Origin of the sequence: Enterococcus canis NBRC 100695 (assembly GCF_001544375.1) — a bacterium.
Taxonomy (GTDB): Bacteria; Bacillota; Bacilli; order Lactobacillales; family Enterococcaceae; genus Enterococcus_H; species Enterococcus_H canis.
This window is the reverse complement of record NZ_BCQJ01000004.1, coordinates 1-15897: the sequence shown is the minus strand read 5'-3', so window position 1 is coordinate 15897 and position 15897 is coordinate 1. Positions and strand designations below refer to the sequence as shown.

The 15897-nt window shown below is 39.3% G+C and carries 12 protein-coding genes and 1 pseudogene; all 13 read left to right on the top strand.

Annotated elements, in window-relative coordinates; translation table 11 throughout:
- The first annotated feature begins 1 nt into the window (after position 1).
- A complete protein-coding gene (locus ECA01S_RS07105) occupies positions 2-1561 on the top strand; it encodes a glucosaminidase domain-containing protein (RefSeq protein WP_067393238.1) in 1560 nt (519 codons plus the stop codon).
- 15 nt (positions 1562-1576) lie between these two features.
- Entirely contained in the window at positions 1577-2722 is a 1146-nt protein-coding gene (locus tag ECA01S_RS07100; RefSeq protein WP_067393236.1) for a hypothetical protein, read from the top strand.
- Positions 2723-2810: 88 nt separating this feature from the next.
- Complete coding sequence (locus ECA01S_RS07095; RefSeq protein WP_067393233.1) at positions 2811-7010, top strand: pectate lyase-like adhesive domain-containing protein; 4200 nt, start codon at positions 2811-2813, stop codon at positions 7008-7010.
- A 22-nt stretch (positions 7011-7032) separates the two neighbouring features.
- On the top strand, positions 7033-7419 hold the full coding sequence (locus ECA01S_RS07090; protein WP_169792768.1) for an LPXTG cell wall anchor domain-containing protein: 387 nt from the start codon (positions 7033-7035) through the stop codon (positions 7417-7419).
- Positions 7416-8174 (top strand): WxL domain-containing protein, encoded by a 759-nt coding sequence (locus ECA01S_RS07085; protein WP_067393227.1) that lies wholly within the window; start codon positions 7416-7418, stop codon positions 8172-8174. Before ECA01S_RS07090 ends, ECA01S_RS07085 begins: the two co-directional genes overlap by 4 nt.
- Before the next feature lie 65 nt (positions 8175-8239).
- Positions 8240-9001: a WxL domain-containing protein gene (locus ECA01S_RS07080; RefSeq protein WP_067393224.1), complete on the top strand. Its 762-nt coding sequence runs from the start codon at positions 8240-8242 to the stop codon at positions 8999-9001.
- Positions 9002-9080: 79 nt separating this feature from the next.
- Positions 9081-10163 carry a WxLIP family cell surface protein gene (locus tag ECA01S_RS07075; protein ID WP_067393221.1) on the top strand — a complete coding sequence of 361 codons (1083 nt, stop codon included), beginning with the start codon at positions 9081-9083 and terminating at the stop codon, positions 10161-10163.
- Between the two features lie 19 nt (positions 10164-10182).
- Complete coding sequence (locus ECA01S_RS07070; RefSeq protein ID WP_067393218.1) at positions 10183-10839, top strand: hypothetical protein; 657 nt, start codon at positions 10183-10185, stop codon at positions 10837-10839.
- Between the two features lie 13 nt (positions 10840-10852).
- Positions 10853-11482, top strand: a complete 630-nt coding sequence (lepB, locus tag ECA01S_RS07065) for a signal peptidase I (protein WP_067393215.1) — start codon at positions 10853-10855, stop codon at positions 11480-11482.
- Position 11483: 1 nt separating this feature from the next.
- Positions 11484-12155 carry a signal peptidase I gene (gene lepB, locus ECA01S_RS07060; protein WP_067393213.1) on the top strand — a complete coding sequence of 224 codons (672 nt, stop codon included), beginning with the start codon at positions 11484-11486 and terminating at the stop codon, positions 12153-12155.
- Between the two features lie 9 nt (positions 12156-12164).
- Entirely contained in the window at positions 12165-14783 is a 2619-nt protein-coding gene (locus ECA01S_RS07055; protein ID WP_067393210.1) for a YfhO family protein, read from the top strand.
- A gap of 4 nt (positions 14784-14787) precedes the next feature.
- Positions 14788-15471 carry a signal peptidase I gene (lepB, locus tag ECA01S_RS07050; protein ID WP_067393207.1) on the top strand — a complete coding sequence of 228 codons (684 nt, stop codon included), beginning with the start codon at positions 14788-14790 and terminating at the stop codon, positions 15469-15471.
- Positions 15472-15758: 287 nt separating this feature from the next.
- Positions 15759-15897 (top strand): annotated as a pseudogene (locus ECA01S_RS07045) (ISL3 family transposase); the annotation flags it as partial.

Here is a 15897-nt window from a genome sequence, read left to right as displayed (position 1 = left end):
GATGGAAAATACAACTAAACAAACACTTTTTCATCTAGGGATCCTAGGTGCATCGGTGATGACGGCCACAACAGTTGGTCCGCAGGTACAAGCGGAGCAAGTAGAGACGACAAGTTCTTCGTTAACTGCAACTAAAGAACTGGCTACAACTGAGTCAGTGGAATTAGTAACAGAGACCACGGAAACGACGGAGCCAAGTTCTAGCAGCACCACGGAAACTAGTCAGGAAAAGCCGCCACCAACGACCACCGAATCAAGTACGAGCACAAAGGAAAGTAGTGCAGAGTCTGCTAAAAAGCCAGAAACCTCTGAAACGAAAGAGACCACTAGTACTAGTAAAGATAAAACAAAAGAAACGACGAAAGAAACCACCACTAGTACTAAAGGTACAACCGCCACAACGGAGAAAAAGCAACCCGTAAAACAAGCTGCCGACAAGCAGGAAACGAGTAAGGATAAGAAGAGTCAGAAAAAGACGACAAAAGAAACATCTAAAAAGGAACAATCCGACAAAAAGAAAGATGATCAAAAAAAGGAAGAAGAAGTCTTTTTCGTTAGTCCCAACTATTCAACTCAGGCTTTTATCAAAACCATTGCCAACGACGCGCAAGACTTAGCTTGGAAACATGACCTGTATGCTTCTGTGATGATTGCACAGGCAATATTGGAAAGTGGTTCTGGCAATAGTCAGTTATCGGCGCCCCCTAATTACAATCTCTTTGGTATCAAAGGTTACTACGAAGGTGCTACCGTCCGTATGAAAACCGCTGAACATAAAAAGAGCGGTGAGACATACACCATTACCGCCGGGTTCCGTAAGTATCCTTCTTACCGTGAATCTTTAGAAGATTATGTGAAATTGTTACGAGGCGGTCTAGACGGCAGTGGATCCTTTTACCGAGGGACCTGGCGTTCTCAGACTAGCGGTTACCAAGAGGTCACAAAATTCTTAACAGGCCGATATGCAACCGATATCAATTACAATAAAAAGTTGAATGCCATTATCGATGCCTATGGATTGACTAAATATGATGGCAAACCGGGTAAAAAAGCCGTGAAAAAGGTCGTGGTGGAAACCAATGTTTTAGATAAGGTAACCGATAAAAAGGTAGCTGAGAAAGAGGCGGCTGTTGAAACATTAAAAGAGCCAACCTTGACGCAAGCACTGGAAACCGACACGGAATATCAACCAGAATATGAAGAACCGGAGACAAGCAAAGTCGAGTATGAGGAGGAATCCTCTGAAAACGAAAGCCTACAAGCGGCTCGCGTGATGCGAGAAGAAGAGATTCGACAAATGACACTTGCGCCGGTGATTGTAGACCGCAACTTAGAAACAACCCATTACTTAGAACAAGAGCATTACATGATAAAGGTGGAAGCAAGACGTAGAAAATCTTCTGGGTATTATGAAGTACAAGCGACCGATACGTTAGCTAGTATCGCGAAAAAATTTGACATTTCTGTTTCTTCGCTGCGAGCGTGGAATCATTTGGATCAATATTTCCTAACAGAAGGGCAGCTGCTCAGCATCGTGCCACCTTACTTTTTCATGATTTGACAGGAGGAGATATTGATGAAAAACATTGTCGATGTTTTTCTGCATCATTCAGCCCTCCCGGATTTAGGCGAAGTTCGTTTCTGCTTAGACAACGAAGAAGTCTTGACAGAAATCAAAGCGCTCTATGAAAGGGAAACGGGGCATAAGCTTAGCGCAGTAAATACCACCGCCGCTGAGCAGACCTTAAAACATATCCATATCAAAAAACATTTTGAGATTCAGATTTATCATGTGCAGCTGCACATGGATAGTTTAAAGGAATTATTAAATGAAATGCTGCCACAGTTCGTTTGGACCGGTATTTCGGAAGAACTGGAAGATGATTTTGCCACTTATTACTGCGAATTCATTCCGGTAGCCATTGATGGAGATAAAAATCCGTTGCTCTTCAATCTCGAAGCCAGCGTGCAGCAACAAGGTTTTATCATGAGCACACTGAGTCATGACTTGGCCCAAGATCTTTCAAAAATGATCAGCCAAGAAGGTTCCTCAGAAGGAATTCAAATCGAGTACGAACTAGATTTGGAACCAGAGCCAGAAACCTATGAAGTCATTGAAGCCGAGCCAGTCGATGTTGCCCCGCAAACCTCGCGGGAAGACAAAGATTTAATCTACCTGAAGGAAAGCTTGAAACGTGAACGGGCCGCTAAAGAACGTTTGCGGGTCGCCAAAGAAAAACTGGAGATTGAGCTTTCTAATGCGGAGCTGAGTATGTTAGCCAGCGGACTTGATCGCTTTGAACAAGCTGAGGACCTAGATGAGGAAGACAATTATAAAACCGTCAAACTCGATCTTATGAAATATGATGAACTTTACCGCAAGGCCAGATTCATCGAGCATTCCTGGAAAATGAATCGCGAACTTGTCACAATCAGCGAACGGATGACCATTCGCAAGGACGAGTTTATATACGAAAGGGCACGTGTTGAGCGGGTCAAAAAATCCGTCTCAGAAATCGAGTTGCAAAGCATGATGGAACAATGTCATGTCATCAACAATCGTGTCACCATCCGAAAAGGGTTTCTCTTTTTCAAGCCTGTCGTCAAAATGTACCGCGTTGATTATGAACAGTTGGAGAAAATAAGTGCTTTCTTCGACATCATACAAAACGAAAATCGATTGTTGGAGAGTGTCATAGACCAAAAACCTCTAAATGATTAGTGTAGCGGTACAAAAAATAGACAGACGCTGGAAAATTGAAATATAGATTTAAAAATCCCGAAACAGAGAGAAAGGAGTTGAGAATTGAATGAAAATCGGGAAAAAAGGTTTTGTTGCTTTGGCAGCAATTGTTGGGTTGTTGGGAGTAGGTAGTGTTGCAAATAGTTTTCAACCGATTTTTGCACGAGAAGAGACTCAAGGCGATGAAACTGTTGCTAGTTCATCAACAGATGTACTCAGTAATTCTGACATTTTAGAGAGTATCGATGAAACAATATCTTCTGATGAGCAACTACAAACATCAACATCTGAATCGGAAGAAACAAGTGAAACCGTTAGTGATGAAGGGAAACCGTCACGTGCGAGATTAATTAGTGCTCAAGCAGATGAAACAGCAGTCTGGGGCTCAGAAGCAGCCGCAACAAAAGTTATTGAAGTAGATAACTGGGCTGACTTTGATAAGGCAATTCGTAATGGATTTACAGGGAATGATGTAGGGAAAAATGATGCAGACTATATCAAAATAACCCAAAGCTTTGGGAATCCCCAAACTGGCACGTCTGCATCAGCCAGTAATATCACAATCCCTGTTAACCGCGTTGACTTTGTAGTCGATGGCATGAATCATACTATTGAATTTCATGGGACCTCGTATAGTTGGCGCTCTGATCGAAACGATGTCCGAAAAACTTATGTAAAAGATTTAACGATGTATGGGACGAATTATTACGGTCCATTTCGAATAGGTGATGCGACCTCGCTGGATTCGGAATTGGCAATTGAAAATGTCTACTATGAGGGTGGTCAGCTAACCGCTTCCTACCAAGCGACCATGCGCTTTATCGGAACCAATACTATCAAATCAGTTAATAGCTATGAAGACCCGTTTACCCCTGGCAGAAACATTTCGACTCAAGGGAATCAGTCGGGATTAGAGTCGTTCCGAGCAGTGTTTGAGGAAAATAGTAATACAGACGTGCAGGTAGAAAATGGGAACGGATTTATATTAGCAAGTTATATGGGAAATACTGGTTCTACGTCGGGTCAACCTGCATACGCCCTACTTAAGAATAAAGCTAAGGTAAATATTACAACTCTTGGGAGTACGGGAGAGAACTACGGCGTTGGTTATTATGTTCTAGCTTTAAATAAAGGAGACGTAACTGTTGAAGATGAGGCCGAATTAACCTTAAATACGGCAGATGGCACCACAAAAGGTGGGATTGAACTCGCAAATGGTACAAATATTGACATTTCAAATAAGGCTAAAGTGAATATTAATATCAATGGCCCGATGGGAGGAACTCGAAATGCTATTTCCATTGGGAATAATTCTAAGTTTAATGTGCGAGACGAAGGAGAATTACACATTAATCTGAAAAATCAAGGTACGGATGGTAGGGATGTTATCACCGCCGGCAATGATAGTACGTTTGAAATTGGACGGAAATCGATCTTTAATATTGCATTGCAAGATGGGACAGGCACAAGAAATTTGATAAATATTGGCGCTCGCGGAGCTTTCCGCTTTGCCGATGCGTTCTCAATTGATTTAGATGCTCGAGCTAATACGAATGCTCATTTGATTAATATGTCAAATCCTGGTCATTTTATTGCCGATGTTCAAAAGGTATCAACCTGGTTAAAATCAGATCCTAGCGTCTTGTACAAGTCATGGGCGCCGATTTATGGAGTAGATGTTACCTACAATGCTCGAAATCAGATTGGGTTAGCTGGTCAAAGTGTAACAAGTGCAATCACGAATGATTTCTTGGCAAATTATAATACGAGTGGTCGAAGTGGCAGCCAAGTTCCACCAGCAAACCATACCGGTTTCTCACGGGTCTTGTTTGAATTTATTGAGGATGTCAACATTGGATTAAATGAGATTACGGATAATCCAAATGAAGATACTCATAAGGAATTTAGTGGAATTGTCAATCCCGATCCGGAGTATGGAAATGGAACGGCTATTACTTTCTACTATGTTGATCGTGATGATTACACAGAAGATGACCCACCACCATTGGATCGCCCAGTAGGAACGCCATCTGTTGCCTCTCCTCTAGAAGGAGATGATCGTGTTTTCCATACGATTGCTGATTCGTTTACAGGTGATTATCACTTTGATGTTCCCGCAGAAGAACAAGACAAATTAGTCGCGGGTCAAAAAATAATGGCTGTTGGTTGGTTGAATGGTAAGGAAAACTATGTGATTAAGACAGTCAAAGATACTACAGCACCGACTGCCGATGGGCGTGAATATATTGTCGAAAAAGGCAGCACACCACCAGATGCTAGTGTTTTTGTAGAAAATGTACAAGACACTAATCCGATGGAGGACCAAGAATTCACTTATGCCTATAAGACGGATATTTCAGATCTAATTAATCAACCTAGTTTAGAAGGCCATACGATTGAAATTTATGTTACTGATGAGGCCGGTAATACCGCAACAATTCAAGCGAAGCTTATCGTTTATGATGTTGGTGCTGAAATTAAGGCACAGAACATTGAAATTGATGCATCTGAAATAAAGGATAAAACAGAGGATGAAATCAAACAATATATTTTATCGGAAAGTAATCCAACGGCTTTCTACTTGAGAGATGGCGCGGAAGTAGATGTTACATCAAATATTGAAATTGCCGATTTAGGAGGAATTACGACTACTCCAGCTGATTACACTGTCAAACTAATTGTTCCTGCTGACCCAGAGAATGGACTTGCAGAAAATATTGAAAAAGAAATAGTTGTGACGGTGAAAGATACAGAACCGCCAGTTGGGGTTGGTAAGCATATACTGGTACCATTAAATACACCAGAGTACCTTACTGGCAATGGGGTCGACTTATTCAAATTTTTAAGTAGCTATTCGGATAATGTAACGGAGTCGGAAGAACTTAAAATTCGTCTGGTGGAAAATGAGACCGAAATCAGTGATCTAGTCAGCTCTGTTGGCGATAAAGTGATTCATGTTATCTTGACTGATAAAGCTGATAATGACAGTGAATCCATTGAAATTCCAATTACGGTAGTTGACGGTGAAGTAAATGGCAGTGTTGCTGTCGGAGGAAATAGCTTTGTTACGGATCGTGCTGATTGGGAGAACGCTGAGAATCTGAATGATTTTATTATTGCTCAGGCAAGTGTCGTTGCGTCTGAAATGACAGAGACTGGCGTGATTAATGTAACAGATACCAGCAAGCTAACGATTGACACATCAGGTGTCACTGCAGATTCTGAACATGAAGAAACACCGATGGACATCATTCTTACTGTTTCAAACGGTGTGGATGAAGTATCTAAGACAATTACAGTAACATTCAATGACAAAACAGCTCCAACAGCTGACCCAGCGGAGGACATTCGCGTTCCACTAGGGGTACCATCTGCCATTACAGGGACGGAAGCTTCACCTAAGGATCCACGAGATTTCATTACGAATCTTAAAGATAATGTGAGTGCCGCAGATGATATCACGGTCACGCTAGATATGACAACGGAAGAAATTGAGGAACTTGTCGCAACAACGGGTACTAAGAGCTTGAAAGTCAAATTGACAGATGAGAAAAATAATAGCCAAACAATTGAAGTACCAATTACGGTCTTTGATAATAGTCTGACTGTAAGGTTTGTTGATGGTAGCGATACTGACATCGTAACCCCAGTGATGATTTCTGGTCATGCACCAGGTGATACCGTTGATTTGACGAAGGAAAAGGCGGTAACAGATAGTATTGATGCGGTTATCGAGCAAGACTATCAGTTGCTAACTAAACCGGAATCAGAGGATGCTGTTGAGGTAACTGATGATGGGAAAGTTGTTAAATATATTTTTGATGGTACTTTAATTATCAGTTCTTATCCAACGACGATGGATTTCGGTATTCGTAACGTAGGAATTTTCAATATCCGTGTGGGTAAGCCAGAAATTGATGCACCATTTACTATCAAAGATAACCGTGCGCTAAGAGATGACTGGAAATTAACGGCACGATTGGACAAAGTATTAACCTTGCAAACAGGAGATACAGATGATCCAAACTATATCTTGCCAGATGCATTAAAATACCAAACGGGTGCAGATCAAGCTTCCGAATTCACTTTAGATGGTGACGATCAAATTATTGAAACCGGAAAAAATGAAGACACTGAGGAGTACCGTTTAAGCGATGATTGGTCTGAAGAAGGAAAAGGCTTCAAGCTAGATGTTCCTGCCGGGACAGTTAACAAGCTTGGAGAGTATAAAGCAGAAATCGTCTGGACTCTTAGTGATGTCAGATAGAAAGGAAGTGGGAGAAATGCGGGTGAAGACTTTACTAAAAACGATTCTAGTGTTTTCTGTCTTTTCGATTTTTCTTACAACCTTGGGCATCACAGGGGTTGCAGCGGAGAACAAGAACCCTAGCCAAAAAACGCAAAGTGTGGTTACCGAGGGAGTTATTGTTTTTGAAGATGATAGTGTTGTACCGCCACAGTCCAGTGAAACACAAGAATCAAAAACGAGTGAATCACAGGCTACTGTGACGCCTACAAAACCATCACCAGGAAAACCTTCTGCCTCTGGCGGAGGCAAGTATCCGAGTACGGGTGAAGTTGTGAAAAAGAGTCTGATGTATAGCGGATTGGGGATTATCTTTTTAGTACTGATCCTCTTCCTGATTAGACGTCGTAAAAAGGAGGAATCACAATGAAGAAATTTGGTATAGCATTATTTTTCTTTGCTATGTTGATTCCGACTACTGCGTTTGCAGATGCGACACGCTCTCAAGGTGGAAAAGTTGAATTTGAGGATAAACAGGTGATTTATGATCCTGAAAATCCATCTACACCAGTATCCCCAGAGGGCGGAATCAAAGAGAATACTAATCCACTTCGCTTAGACTATGTCCCAGCTTTGAATTTTGGTTCGCAGCAGGCAAAGGTATCTGATCCTTATTCAGCGATTGCGCTATCTTTTTTAGATGATACAAGCGCACGGGCACATTTTGTACAAATAACGGACAATAGAGGTACTGCAGCAGGTTGGACCTTGGGTGTTAAACAAGAAACTCAATTTCGAACAGTTGCTGGGGATGAATTAGATGGTGCCATGTTGTCATTAGGGCATACTTGGGTCAACTCTATCCAGACAGAAGCGAGCACATTCCCTAATTTAAAAAATGATACGATTAATATGAAAATTGGGGAAGAACAAGAAATTGCGACTGCTAATCAGGGTAAGGGAGAAGGGACCTGGCTGATATCTTTTGGCCGAACAAGTCTAGAAAATTTCAAACCACTTATGGATGAAAATGATAATCCAATTTTACATCCAGAGTCTCAAAAACCGCTGTATGAAAATGGTTCGGTTACTTTAACAGTCCCTGAAAAGACAGTAAAGAAGATAGGAATACCGTATAAGACGGAATTGACATGGATATTGTCAGATGTTCCAAAGAGTAAGTAATTATAATGTCATTACTAATCCGTTATGGATTATTAATAAAAAACAAAAATTAGGAGGAAACAAAAATGAAAAACACACACAAAATTGCTGGAGCGTTGTTGTTAAGTACACTTGTTTTGGGCGTTGCAATGAATTCAGAAACAAAAGCTGCACCTGAACAGACAGGCGAAGGAAAGGTAGAATTTACTCAAAATACGGATTCATTAACGCCGCCAATTACACCGCCAGGAACAAATGAACCTGAAATTATTGAACCAGAACCAAATACAGATCCAATCCCATTGAAAATTGTTTCTGTAACAGACATGGACTTCGGTATGAAAGATATCTTAGCGGATGGACAAGATCAAACTTATCCAGTATTGCCTTTTGAAGCGGCAACAAAAGAAAATCCTGATGAGACTGTAACAATGGCTCACTTCGTACGTTATCAAGATGTTCGGGTTGACGGTGAAGCAAACCGTCATTCTATTACAGCTGCGTTAACAGATCAATTTGATAATGGTGGAACTAAATTAACAGGGGCTGACCTAGTGTACAAAAATGCACACTTAATGACGGCTAATAATACAGCGACTATGCCATCTGCTGCAGCACTTCAAACAACATTCCAATTAAAAGAAGACGGTGAAGCTGTACCAGTTTTGTCTAACACTGAAGAAGGAAAAGGGTTTGGTGTCTTTGATATCGCTTTTGGTGAATATGTAGAAGGTACTGATTACGATGGTGTTGATTTGAACGTTCCTGGTGCTACTGTTAAAAAAGCTGGAATTTATACTGCTACTGTAACTTGGACAATTGAAGATGCACGTACGCCAGCTCCTTAAAAAGTTATAAAAAATAGCAAAATCTGCGAGAAACTGTCTTCGGGCAGTTTCTCGTTAAAAGTTTATGAGGTGGAGAATTATGGGGAAAAACTTTAAGATTAGTCTAGTGATGCTTTACATATTCGGCTTGATTTTCGGTATGGGGACCGCAGCTTCAGCTGAAGAGGATCAACCTGATACAGGAGGATTTTCTTTTGAAGTCGTGCGGCCAGATAACCAAATCAATCCTAATGTTACCTACTACGATTTAGGTATGAAGCCTGGACAAAAACAAACAGTCGTCATGAAGTTAAATAATACATCAGATGAGGAAATCACCGTTTTAGTAGAAGCCAATCGTGGCATCACAAATAGCGGTGGTGTAATTGAATATGTGAAGATCGAAGATAAAGATCCATCATTGAAATTTGACTTTAGTGAAGTAGTCACTGTACCAGATGAAGTAGTTTTAGAACCTAATAGTAGCAAGGAACTCAACATAGAAATTAATATGCCTAAAACTTCCTTTGAAGGCTATTTAGCTGGGGGAATTCGGCTACAACAAAAAGATCAAGAATCGAATCAAAATGGCATGGTCATTAATAAATTCGCCTATATGGTAGGCATGTTACTGAGTGAAGGTAAGACAGATGGTATTCCTGAAAAAGTGGAATTTAACCGCGTCTATGCAGGAAGTTCTAACTATCGTAACACAATTTTTGTCGACTATTCGAATGTACAACCAAACTTCTTAGATAATGTTACGACTGATGTACAAATCTCTGCAGTCGATTCGGAAGAAGTGCTATATGAGGCGAAAAAGTCACAAATGAATATGGCGCCAAACTCAGCAATTAGGTTTCCTGTTAGTATGAATGGCCAGGAAATGATACCGGGCGACTATACAGCTAGAGTTTTAGTAACAACGGCTCAAGGCGGTCGTTGGGAATGGAAAGAGAATTTTACTATCACAGATGAAGAAGCAGATAAATTCAATGAGAGTGATTTGTCATTAGTGCAAGATCCTGGAATTAATTGGCGCTTGATTTTAATGATTGTAGGCGGCGCTGTCGCGCTATTTGTGATTATTTTGATCATTATTATGATCTTGAAAAAACGAAAGAAAGAAAAACAAAAAGCAGAGAGACGGAAAAGACAAGCAAAGAAAAAGACAAAAAAATAGGAATTGAGGAGGATGCAGGATGGAAATACTAGACTGGCTCTTCGTAGGACTCCTTTCCGCAGCTGTTCTTTTCGTTCTCTTAGCAATTTTATTTTTCGTGATTTGGATCAAAAATTCTGGAAAATTGAAAAAGAATCGCAAAAGGAGGCCTAGTAAAAGAAATAAGAAAAAGTGGATGAGACTGAATGCACGTTTTAAAAAGCGGGCACAGAAAGCTCGAAATCGATTTATTCTTATTCTTGTATTAGCGGGAGTGTTTTTTGCAGGTGGTTTCTACATTCGTTATTATCAATCGACTAACCTTGACGTGAAAGATCAGGAAGCGCTGGTGCAAGGGTATTTTATCATTGATGAATTGGAACAACGGATTGAAGCAATCAGTGACACAGACAATCCTCAAAAAGATCTCGCAACTATCTATGATCTTTCAGCTAGACTCGCTAATTATGGTGCTCGTGTACCAAACTCACGACTTTCCAAAGAGGGAAAAGTGATTATGTCGCAGCTGTTTGATCGGATGAAACGGCTAGGTTTAAACTTGTCAGGAATCTCATTGAAACAGTTACAAGAAGAAGAGATAGGAAACAGTTATATTGAGGATATATCTAAGGTCCAGGGATCCCAGGAAAAGGCGTTTGAGTTTTACCGTATCAACGAATCTTCACTGAAAAAATAGTGGGGTGAGCGGGATGGACGATAAACGAAAACAGAAAGCAAAACAACGATATATTGCAAGGAAAAAAGCCTATATAAGAGCAAAACGGCAGAAAGAGCGACGTAAGCAGCTTATCAAGACGATTTTGTTAGCTCTTATTTTGACGATGGGACTATCAACTGCTATTTTTTCTTTTTTATTTGGTGTGCAGAGAGTGGAGGGGTTTGGCATGACCCCCACTCTAGTGGATTCAGATTGGATCATGATATCAAAAAATAAGAAAATCAAGCGCTTTTCCGTTGTTTCCTTTAAAACACCAGGTAAAGAGAATAAATCATTTCGCCGAGTTATTGGTTTGCCGGGAGAGACAATTGAATATCGTGATGACACCTTATGGGTCAATGGGCAGGAGCAACCAGAACGATTTTTGTCAGAAGCGAAAGAAGAAGCTCGTGAAAATAACTATTCTTTGACTGAAAATTTCGATTTGAATGAAGTCACAGGTAGTCAGATGGGACAAATTCCAGCGGATATGTACCTTGTACTTGGGGATAACCGGACATTTAGTGCAGATAGCCGTAATTACGGGTTGGTATCAAAAGATGATATATTAGGTGTAGCGGAACTTTTAATGTTCCCGATACATAAGATGAGGAGCTTTTGATATGAAAATACCGGTAGAGGAAGCAACAGAGAAGAAAAAGGCGGTTCAGACGAAAAATAATAAGAAACGAAAGCGAAAAAAATTAACACCGAAACAAATTGAAAAATTAAAACGAAAAAAAAGAAGAAAAAAAATACAACAAATAGTGGAACTAGTGGGGCTTTTTATTCTGCTGATGGGTTGCTTGTGGTTTTTAATGACAATACGGTCACATACGGTGAATGGTCCGTCTATGTCACCAACCTTTGAAACAGGGGATAAATTGTTAACGAATAAAAATAAAAACGTGACACGCTATGATATTGTGACATTTTTCCATCCCGATACCAATGAAAGCTACTTGAAGAGAGTGGTAGGGATGCCAGGAGATAAGTATTATATCATTGGTACAAAAATGTATTTGTTTGCAGAATTAGATGAAAGTGTCGATATTCAAAAGCTCTATTATTCTAGTGAATTGAGAGACAGTACACAGATTTTTGAGCTAGATACAGCAGCAGCTAAAAAATTGAAATCAATGACGCAAATTCCCAAAAATGAATACTTTTTACTAGGAGATAATCGGAGCAATTCACAAGATAGCCGTGCCTTAGGCTTTATTGAGGCAGACAGTATCGAGGGGGTCGTTACACTTCGGTACTATCCACTGAACCGCTTTGGCGTTGTTCATTAGGAGGAGTGAATGAAAAAGTTAGGAATATTTTTAAAAAAAGAAGGACTAACGATTGTCTACAGTTTTGCTATTCCAGTGATTATTCTAGCGCTGGTTTATGCTCTTAGAGGGATTTTTCCGGGAGATTTATCCAAAACAATCATGGCAAGCGATAGTTATTCACAGTATTCAGTATTTCATGCTGCGTACAATCGCATGATCAAAGATGGAGAATCTTTTTTTTATGATTGGTCAGGTTCGTTAGGCCTCAATCGCTGGGCCTTTATTGCTTATTACCTCAGCGGCATTTTTACGCCATTAGTACTGTTCTTTAAAAATACACAAATAACTGATTTTCTATATTTCTACACGCTGTTTAAATTTGGGCTTATGGGTGTCAGCTTCGCGCTATTTTTAAAGTTTAATTTTGAACTAAAAAAGATAGTGCGGGTGGCACTAACAACTATGTATAGCCTCGTTGCATTTAGTGTAGCAACGTCAGAAGTAGTGATGTGGTTAGACGCTTTAATTTATCTACCCTTAATTATTTGGGGAATTCATCGCTTAGTCGATAAGAACAAAGTATTCTTATTATTCATTAGCTATTTGCTGATGTTTATTTCGAATTTCTATATGGCCTTTATTGTAGGTTTGTTTTCATTCTTGTATTACCTGGCTTATATTGCTATTGATTTTCGACAAAGAAAACGAACTATTGGACGCTATTTGCTAACTTCATTTTTAGCAGGGGGTGCGGCAATGCCCATCCTTTTACCTGTTTTATTTGATTTAAGAAATAATGGTGAAGGACTAAGCGTTATCGGGTCTTTTAAGACAGTAAATACCGGCTGGATGGATTTACTGATTAAAAATATGGTAGGGGTCTATGATTCAACGAAATTTAGCACGATTCCATTTGTTTATGTTGGATTGACTGCGCTTATTTTTACGATTTTCTTTTTTATAACAAAGAAAATCTGCCTCAGAGAAAAAATAGCATATGGTAGTTTGGTAGGTATTCTCGTACTCAGTTTCTATGTAGAGCCGTTGAATCTTTTTTGGCAAGGGATGCATACACCTAATATGTTCTTATTCCGCTATAGTTTTGTCTTTTCTTTTATGGTTATTTTCTTAGCAGCCAAAGGCTTGGTAGTAGTGCGTAAGGAAGATTTCGAACAGATTGCCTATATTGTAGTAGGATTGGTTGTTCTTTTCACATTGGTACGCTTTATAACAGATCGTGGTGAGTATAACTATCTCTATACGCAAAATTATAATTGGACTCTGATGTTTCTGTTGTTATATTTATTATTATTTTACTTGTTATGTAAGCAAACTAAGCACATAGTTTGGCTCTTACTATTAGGTGCAGTAATAATGGAAACAGGTTTTAACACTTTTGGTCTGATTCGAGGAATTGATAATGAGTGGGGATATCAATCCGGCGAAAAAATGATAAAAGAATATGAAGAAGTAACAAAACTACTAGCAAATAAAGAGACTGGTTTTATCCGTACAGAAAATCTTACACCACTTTCACAAAATGATGCTTTTTTATATGGATATCATGGCGTCGCAATGTTTTCATCTATTCGCAATCGCCATTCTTCTCAGTATTTGGATAGCCTAGGGTTTAATTCACGAGGAACGAATTTAAAGATTAGATATCGGAATAATACATTATTAATGGATACAATATTAGGTATTAAGCAAAATCTTTCGAAGGAAGATGTTCTAAAATATGGTTACCGCGAAGTCGAAAGTTTAGGTGATTATCGATTATTTGAGAATCAGAACGAAGCAAAGTTGGGCATTCTAACAGACGAGCAGATTTATGCGGAAAATGCGGTTGAAAATCAATCTGCTTTATTCAATCAACTTGCTAGCATGGATGAAGATTATTTTTCTTTTCAGGAACCTAAATTTCTTTCTATTGAAAATGGAAAATATGAGGAAAAAACAACTGAAGGAACCGAGGTCATCATGCTGACGCCAGATGATTATGGGGAGAAAATGCGTGTTACCTACGAACTAGATATCCCTCAAAATGTACAGGCGTATTTGATGATGAGTACCTATAATTATTATCTTTATAATGATGCTAATGTTCACTTTAAAGTGAATGGTAGTGATTATGTTAGTCAAGTCAATGAAGATGGTGCCTTTTATTCTGTGGGATATTTTGAGGAGAAAAATCAAGTAGAGATAACGCTTGAATTTACAAACTTAGTGAATAAATATACCGGGGAAAAGGAACCGCTAGTATTAAATTTGCCAAAACTAACACTTCTTGATATAGAAAAATATCAGGCAGGTGTAGAGGCTATTCAAAAGGAAAATGTTGATTTGAAAGTGAAGGGACGGAAAGTCTCAGGAAACGTGGAAACTAATGAGGAACGCGTATTATTTACGACGATTCCTTATGACCAAGGATGGACTGCCTTCGTCAATGGTGAGAAGACAGATATTCCATTATTTCAGGAAGCCTTCCTTACTTTACGATTGCCTGCTGGTAAAAGTAAAGTCGAGTTTGTTTATGTACCGCAAGGCCTAAAGTTAGGTGTTGTGATTAGCTTATTGTCTCTTAGCGGTTTCTTAGTATATTACTGGTTGGAGAAAAGATCTTTGTCTAAAGGAAGTTCAGGGTGATTGGATGAACAAAAGACAATCGGCATCTAATATAAAACCAGTAAACAATACGAATCATAGAGAAAAGAGCAAAAAACTATCACCCGAGCAAATTGAAAAGCGAAAAAAAATGGCACGTAAGAAACGACTCCTAGAGCTACGTGAGAAAAAGAAACAGCAACGTAAACGAAAAAAGATTCTCAATATTATTTTTAGTAGCATCTATTATGGATTGATGCTGGTAATAGCAGTAAGTTGCATTATCTTCTTTCTATCTCATAGTTTTCGAGTAGTAAGTGGTGAATCAATGGAGCCAACTTTACATTCCGGTGATCGTTTAGTAATTGCCAAGCCCGAAAAAGTTGAAAGGTTTTCTTTGATCACATTTGATGCACATGAGAGTAACAAAGAGTATGTCAAAAGAGTGATTGGACTACCTGGGGATGGGCTGATGATAGGGACCAACACTGTATCAATTATTCCAGGAAATGATCCTTCTCTAGGAGAGTATATCTTTCAAATTGATGAGACAGTTACTGATGATTTGACAGGGCTTAGAGAAATTCCAGAAGATCAATATTTCGTTATTGGTGACAACTTAGCAAATTCAAGAGACAGCCGAACCATTGGCTTGATTCATAAAGAGGATATTGACGGTATAGCAAGTTTTCGTTTCTATCCTTTAAAAAACTTCGGACCAGTTCACTAGGTCCAATCGGGGACGCCCCGCTTATATTGAGAAAAGTCGTTCTTCGGTGCTCCCCCAATCCACCTCGAGTGCCGGAGAAGGGCTTTTTTATATCGTTTAAACTGTCAATTGAAGCAAAAAAAGACTGCAGACAATCCAATGAGGACTTGGCTACAGTCTAAAATAATGGCTCTATACTTTTTGATGTTGGTGAATCTCACCAGCATCTTTTTTGTTGTAAAAAAGAAAAAGACATCTTAAAATCCAATTGAATCAATTTGGCGAACCAATTCAAAGGAGGATTTAAGATGTCCTATACTCAGCTTATCAAAGATACATTAGATATTCTAGATTTAAATATCATTTTTGAAAAAAATTGTTTAACAAAAGAAAAGTATAAAGGGGCTATCTGCATGATTTATCGTGGAAAGCTTTCTTATGCACCTA

Excerpts from the sequence above, each read along its gene's own strand:
- ECA01S_RS07100 (WP_067393236.1), top strand. The coding sequence starts at position 1,577 with ATGAAAAACATTGTCGATGTTTTTCTGCATCATTCAGCCCTCCCGGAT.
- ECA01S_RS07080 (WP_067393224.1), top strand. The coding sequence starts at position 8,240 with ATGAAAAACACACACAAAATTGCTGGAGCGTTGTTGTTAAGTACACTT.
- ECA01S_RS07075 (WP_067393221.1), top strand. The coding sequence starts at position 9,081 with ATGGGGAAAAACTTTAAGATTAGTCTAGTGATGCTTTACATATTCGGC.
- ECA01S_RS07085 (WP_067393227.1), top strand. The coding sequence starts at position 7,416 with ATGAAGAAATTTGGTATAGCATTATTTTTCTTTGCTATGTTGATTCCG.
- ECA01S_RS07105 (WP_067393238.1), top strand. The coding sequence starts at position 2 with ATGGAAAATACAACTAAACAAACACTTTTTCATCTAGGGATCCTAGGT.
- lepB (WP_067393215.1), top strand. The coding sequence starts at position 10,853 with ATGGACGATAAACGAAAACAGAAAGCAAAACAACGATATATTGCAAGG.
- ECA01S_RS07095 (WP_067393233.1), top strand. The coding sequence starts at position 2,811 with ATGAAAATCGGGAAAAAAGGTTTTGTTGCTTTGGCAGCAATTGTTGGG.
- lepB (WP_067393207.1), top strand. The coding sequence starts at position 14,788 with ATGAACAAAAGACAATCGGCATCTAATATAAAACCAGTAAACAATACG.
- ECA01S_RS07070 (WP_067393218.1), top strand. The coding sequence starts at position 10,183 with ATGGAAATACTAGACTGGCTCTTCGTAGGACTCCTTTCCGCAGCTGTT.
- lepB (WP_067393213.1), top strand. The coding sequence starts at position 11,484 with ATGAAAATACCGGTAGAGGAAGCAACAGAGAAGAAAAAGGCGGTTCAG.
- ECA01S_RS07055 (WP_067393210.1), top strand. The coding sequence starts at position 12,165 with ATGAAAAAGTTAGGAATATTTTTAAAAAAAGAAGGACTAACGATTGTC.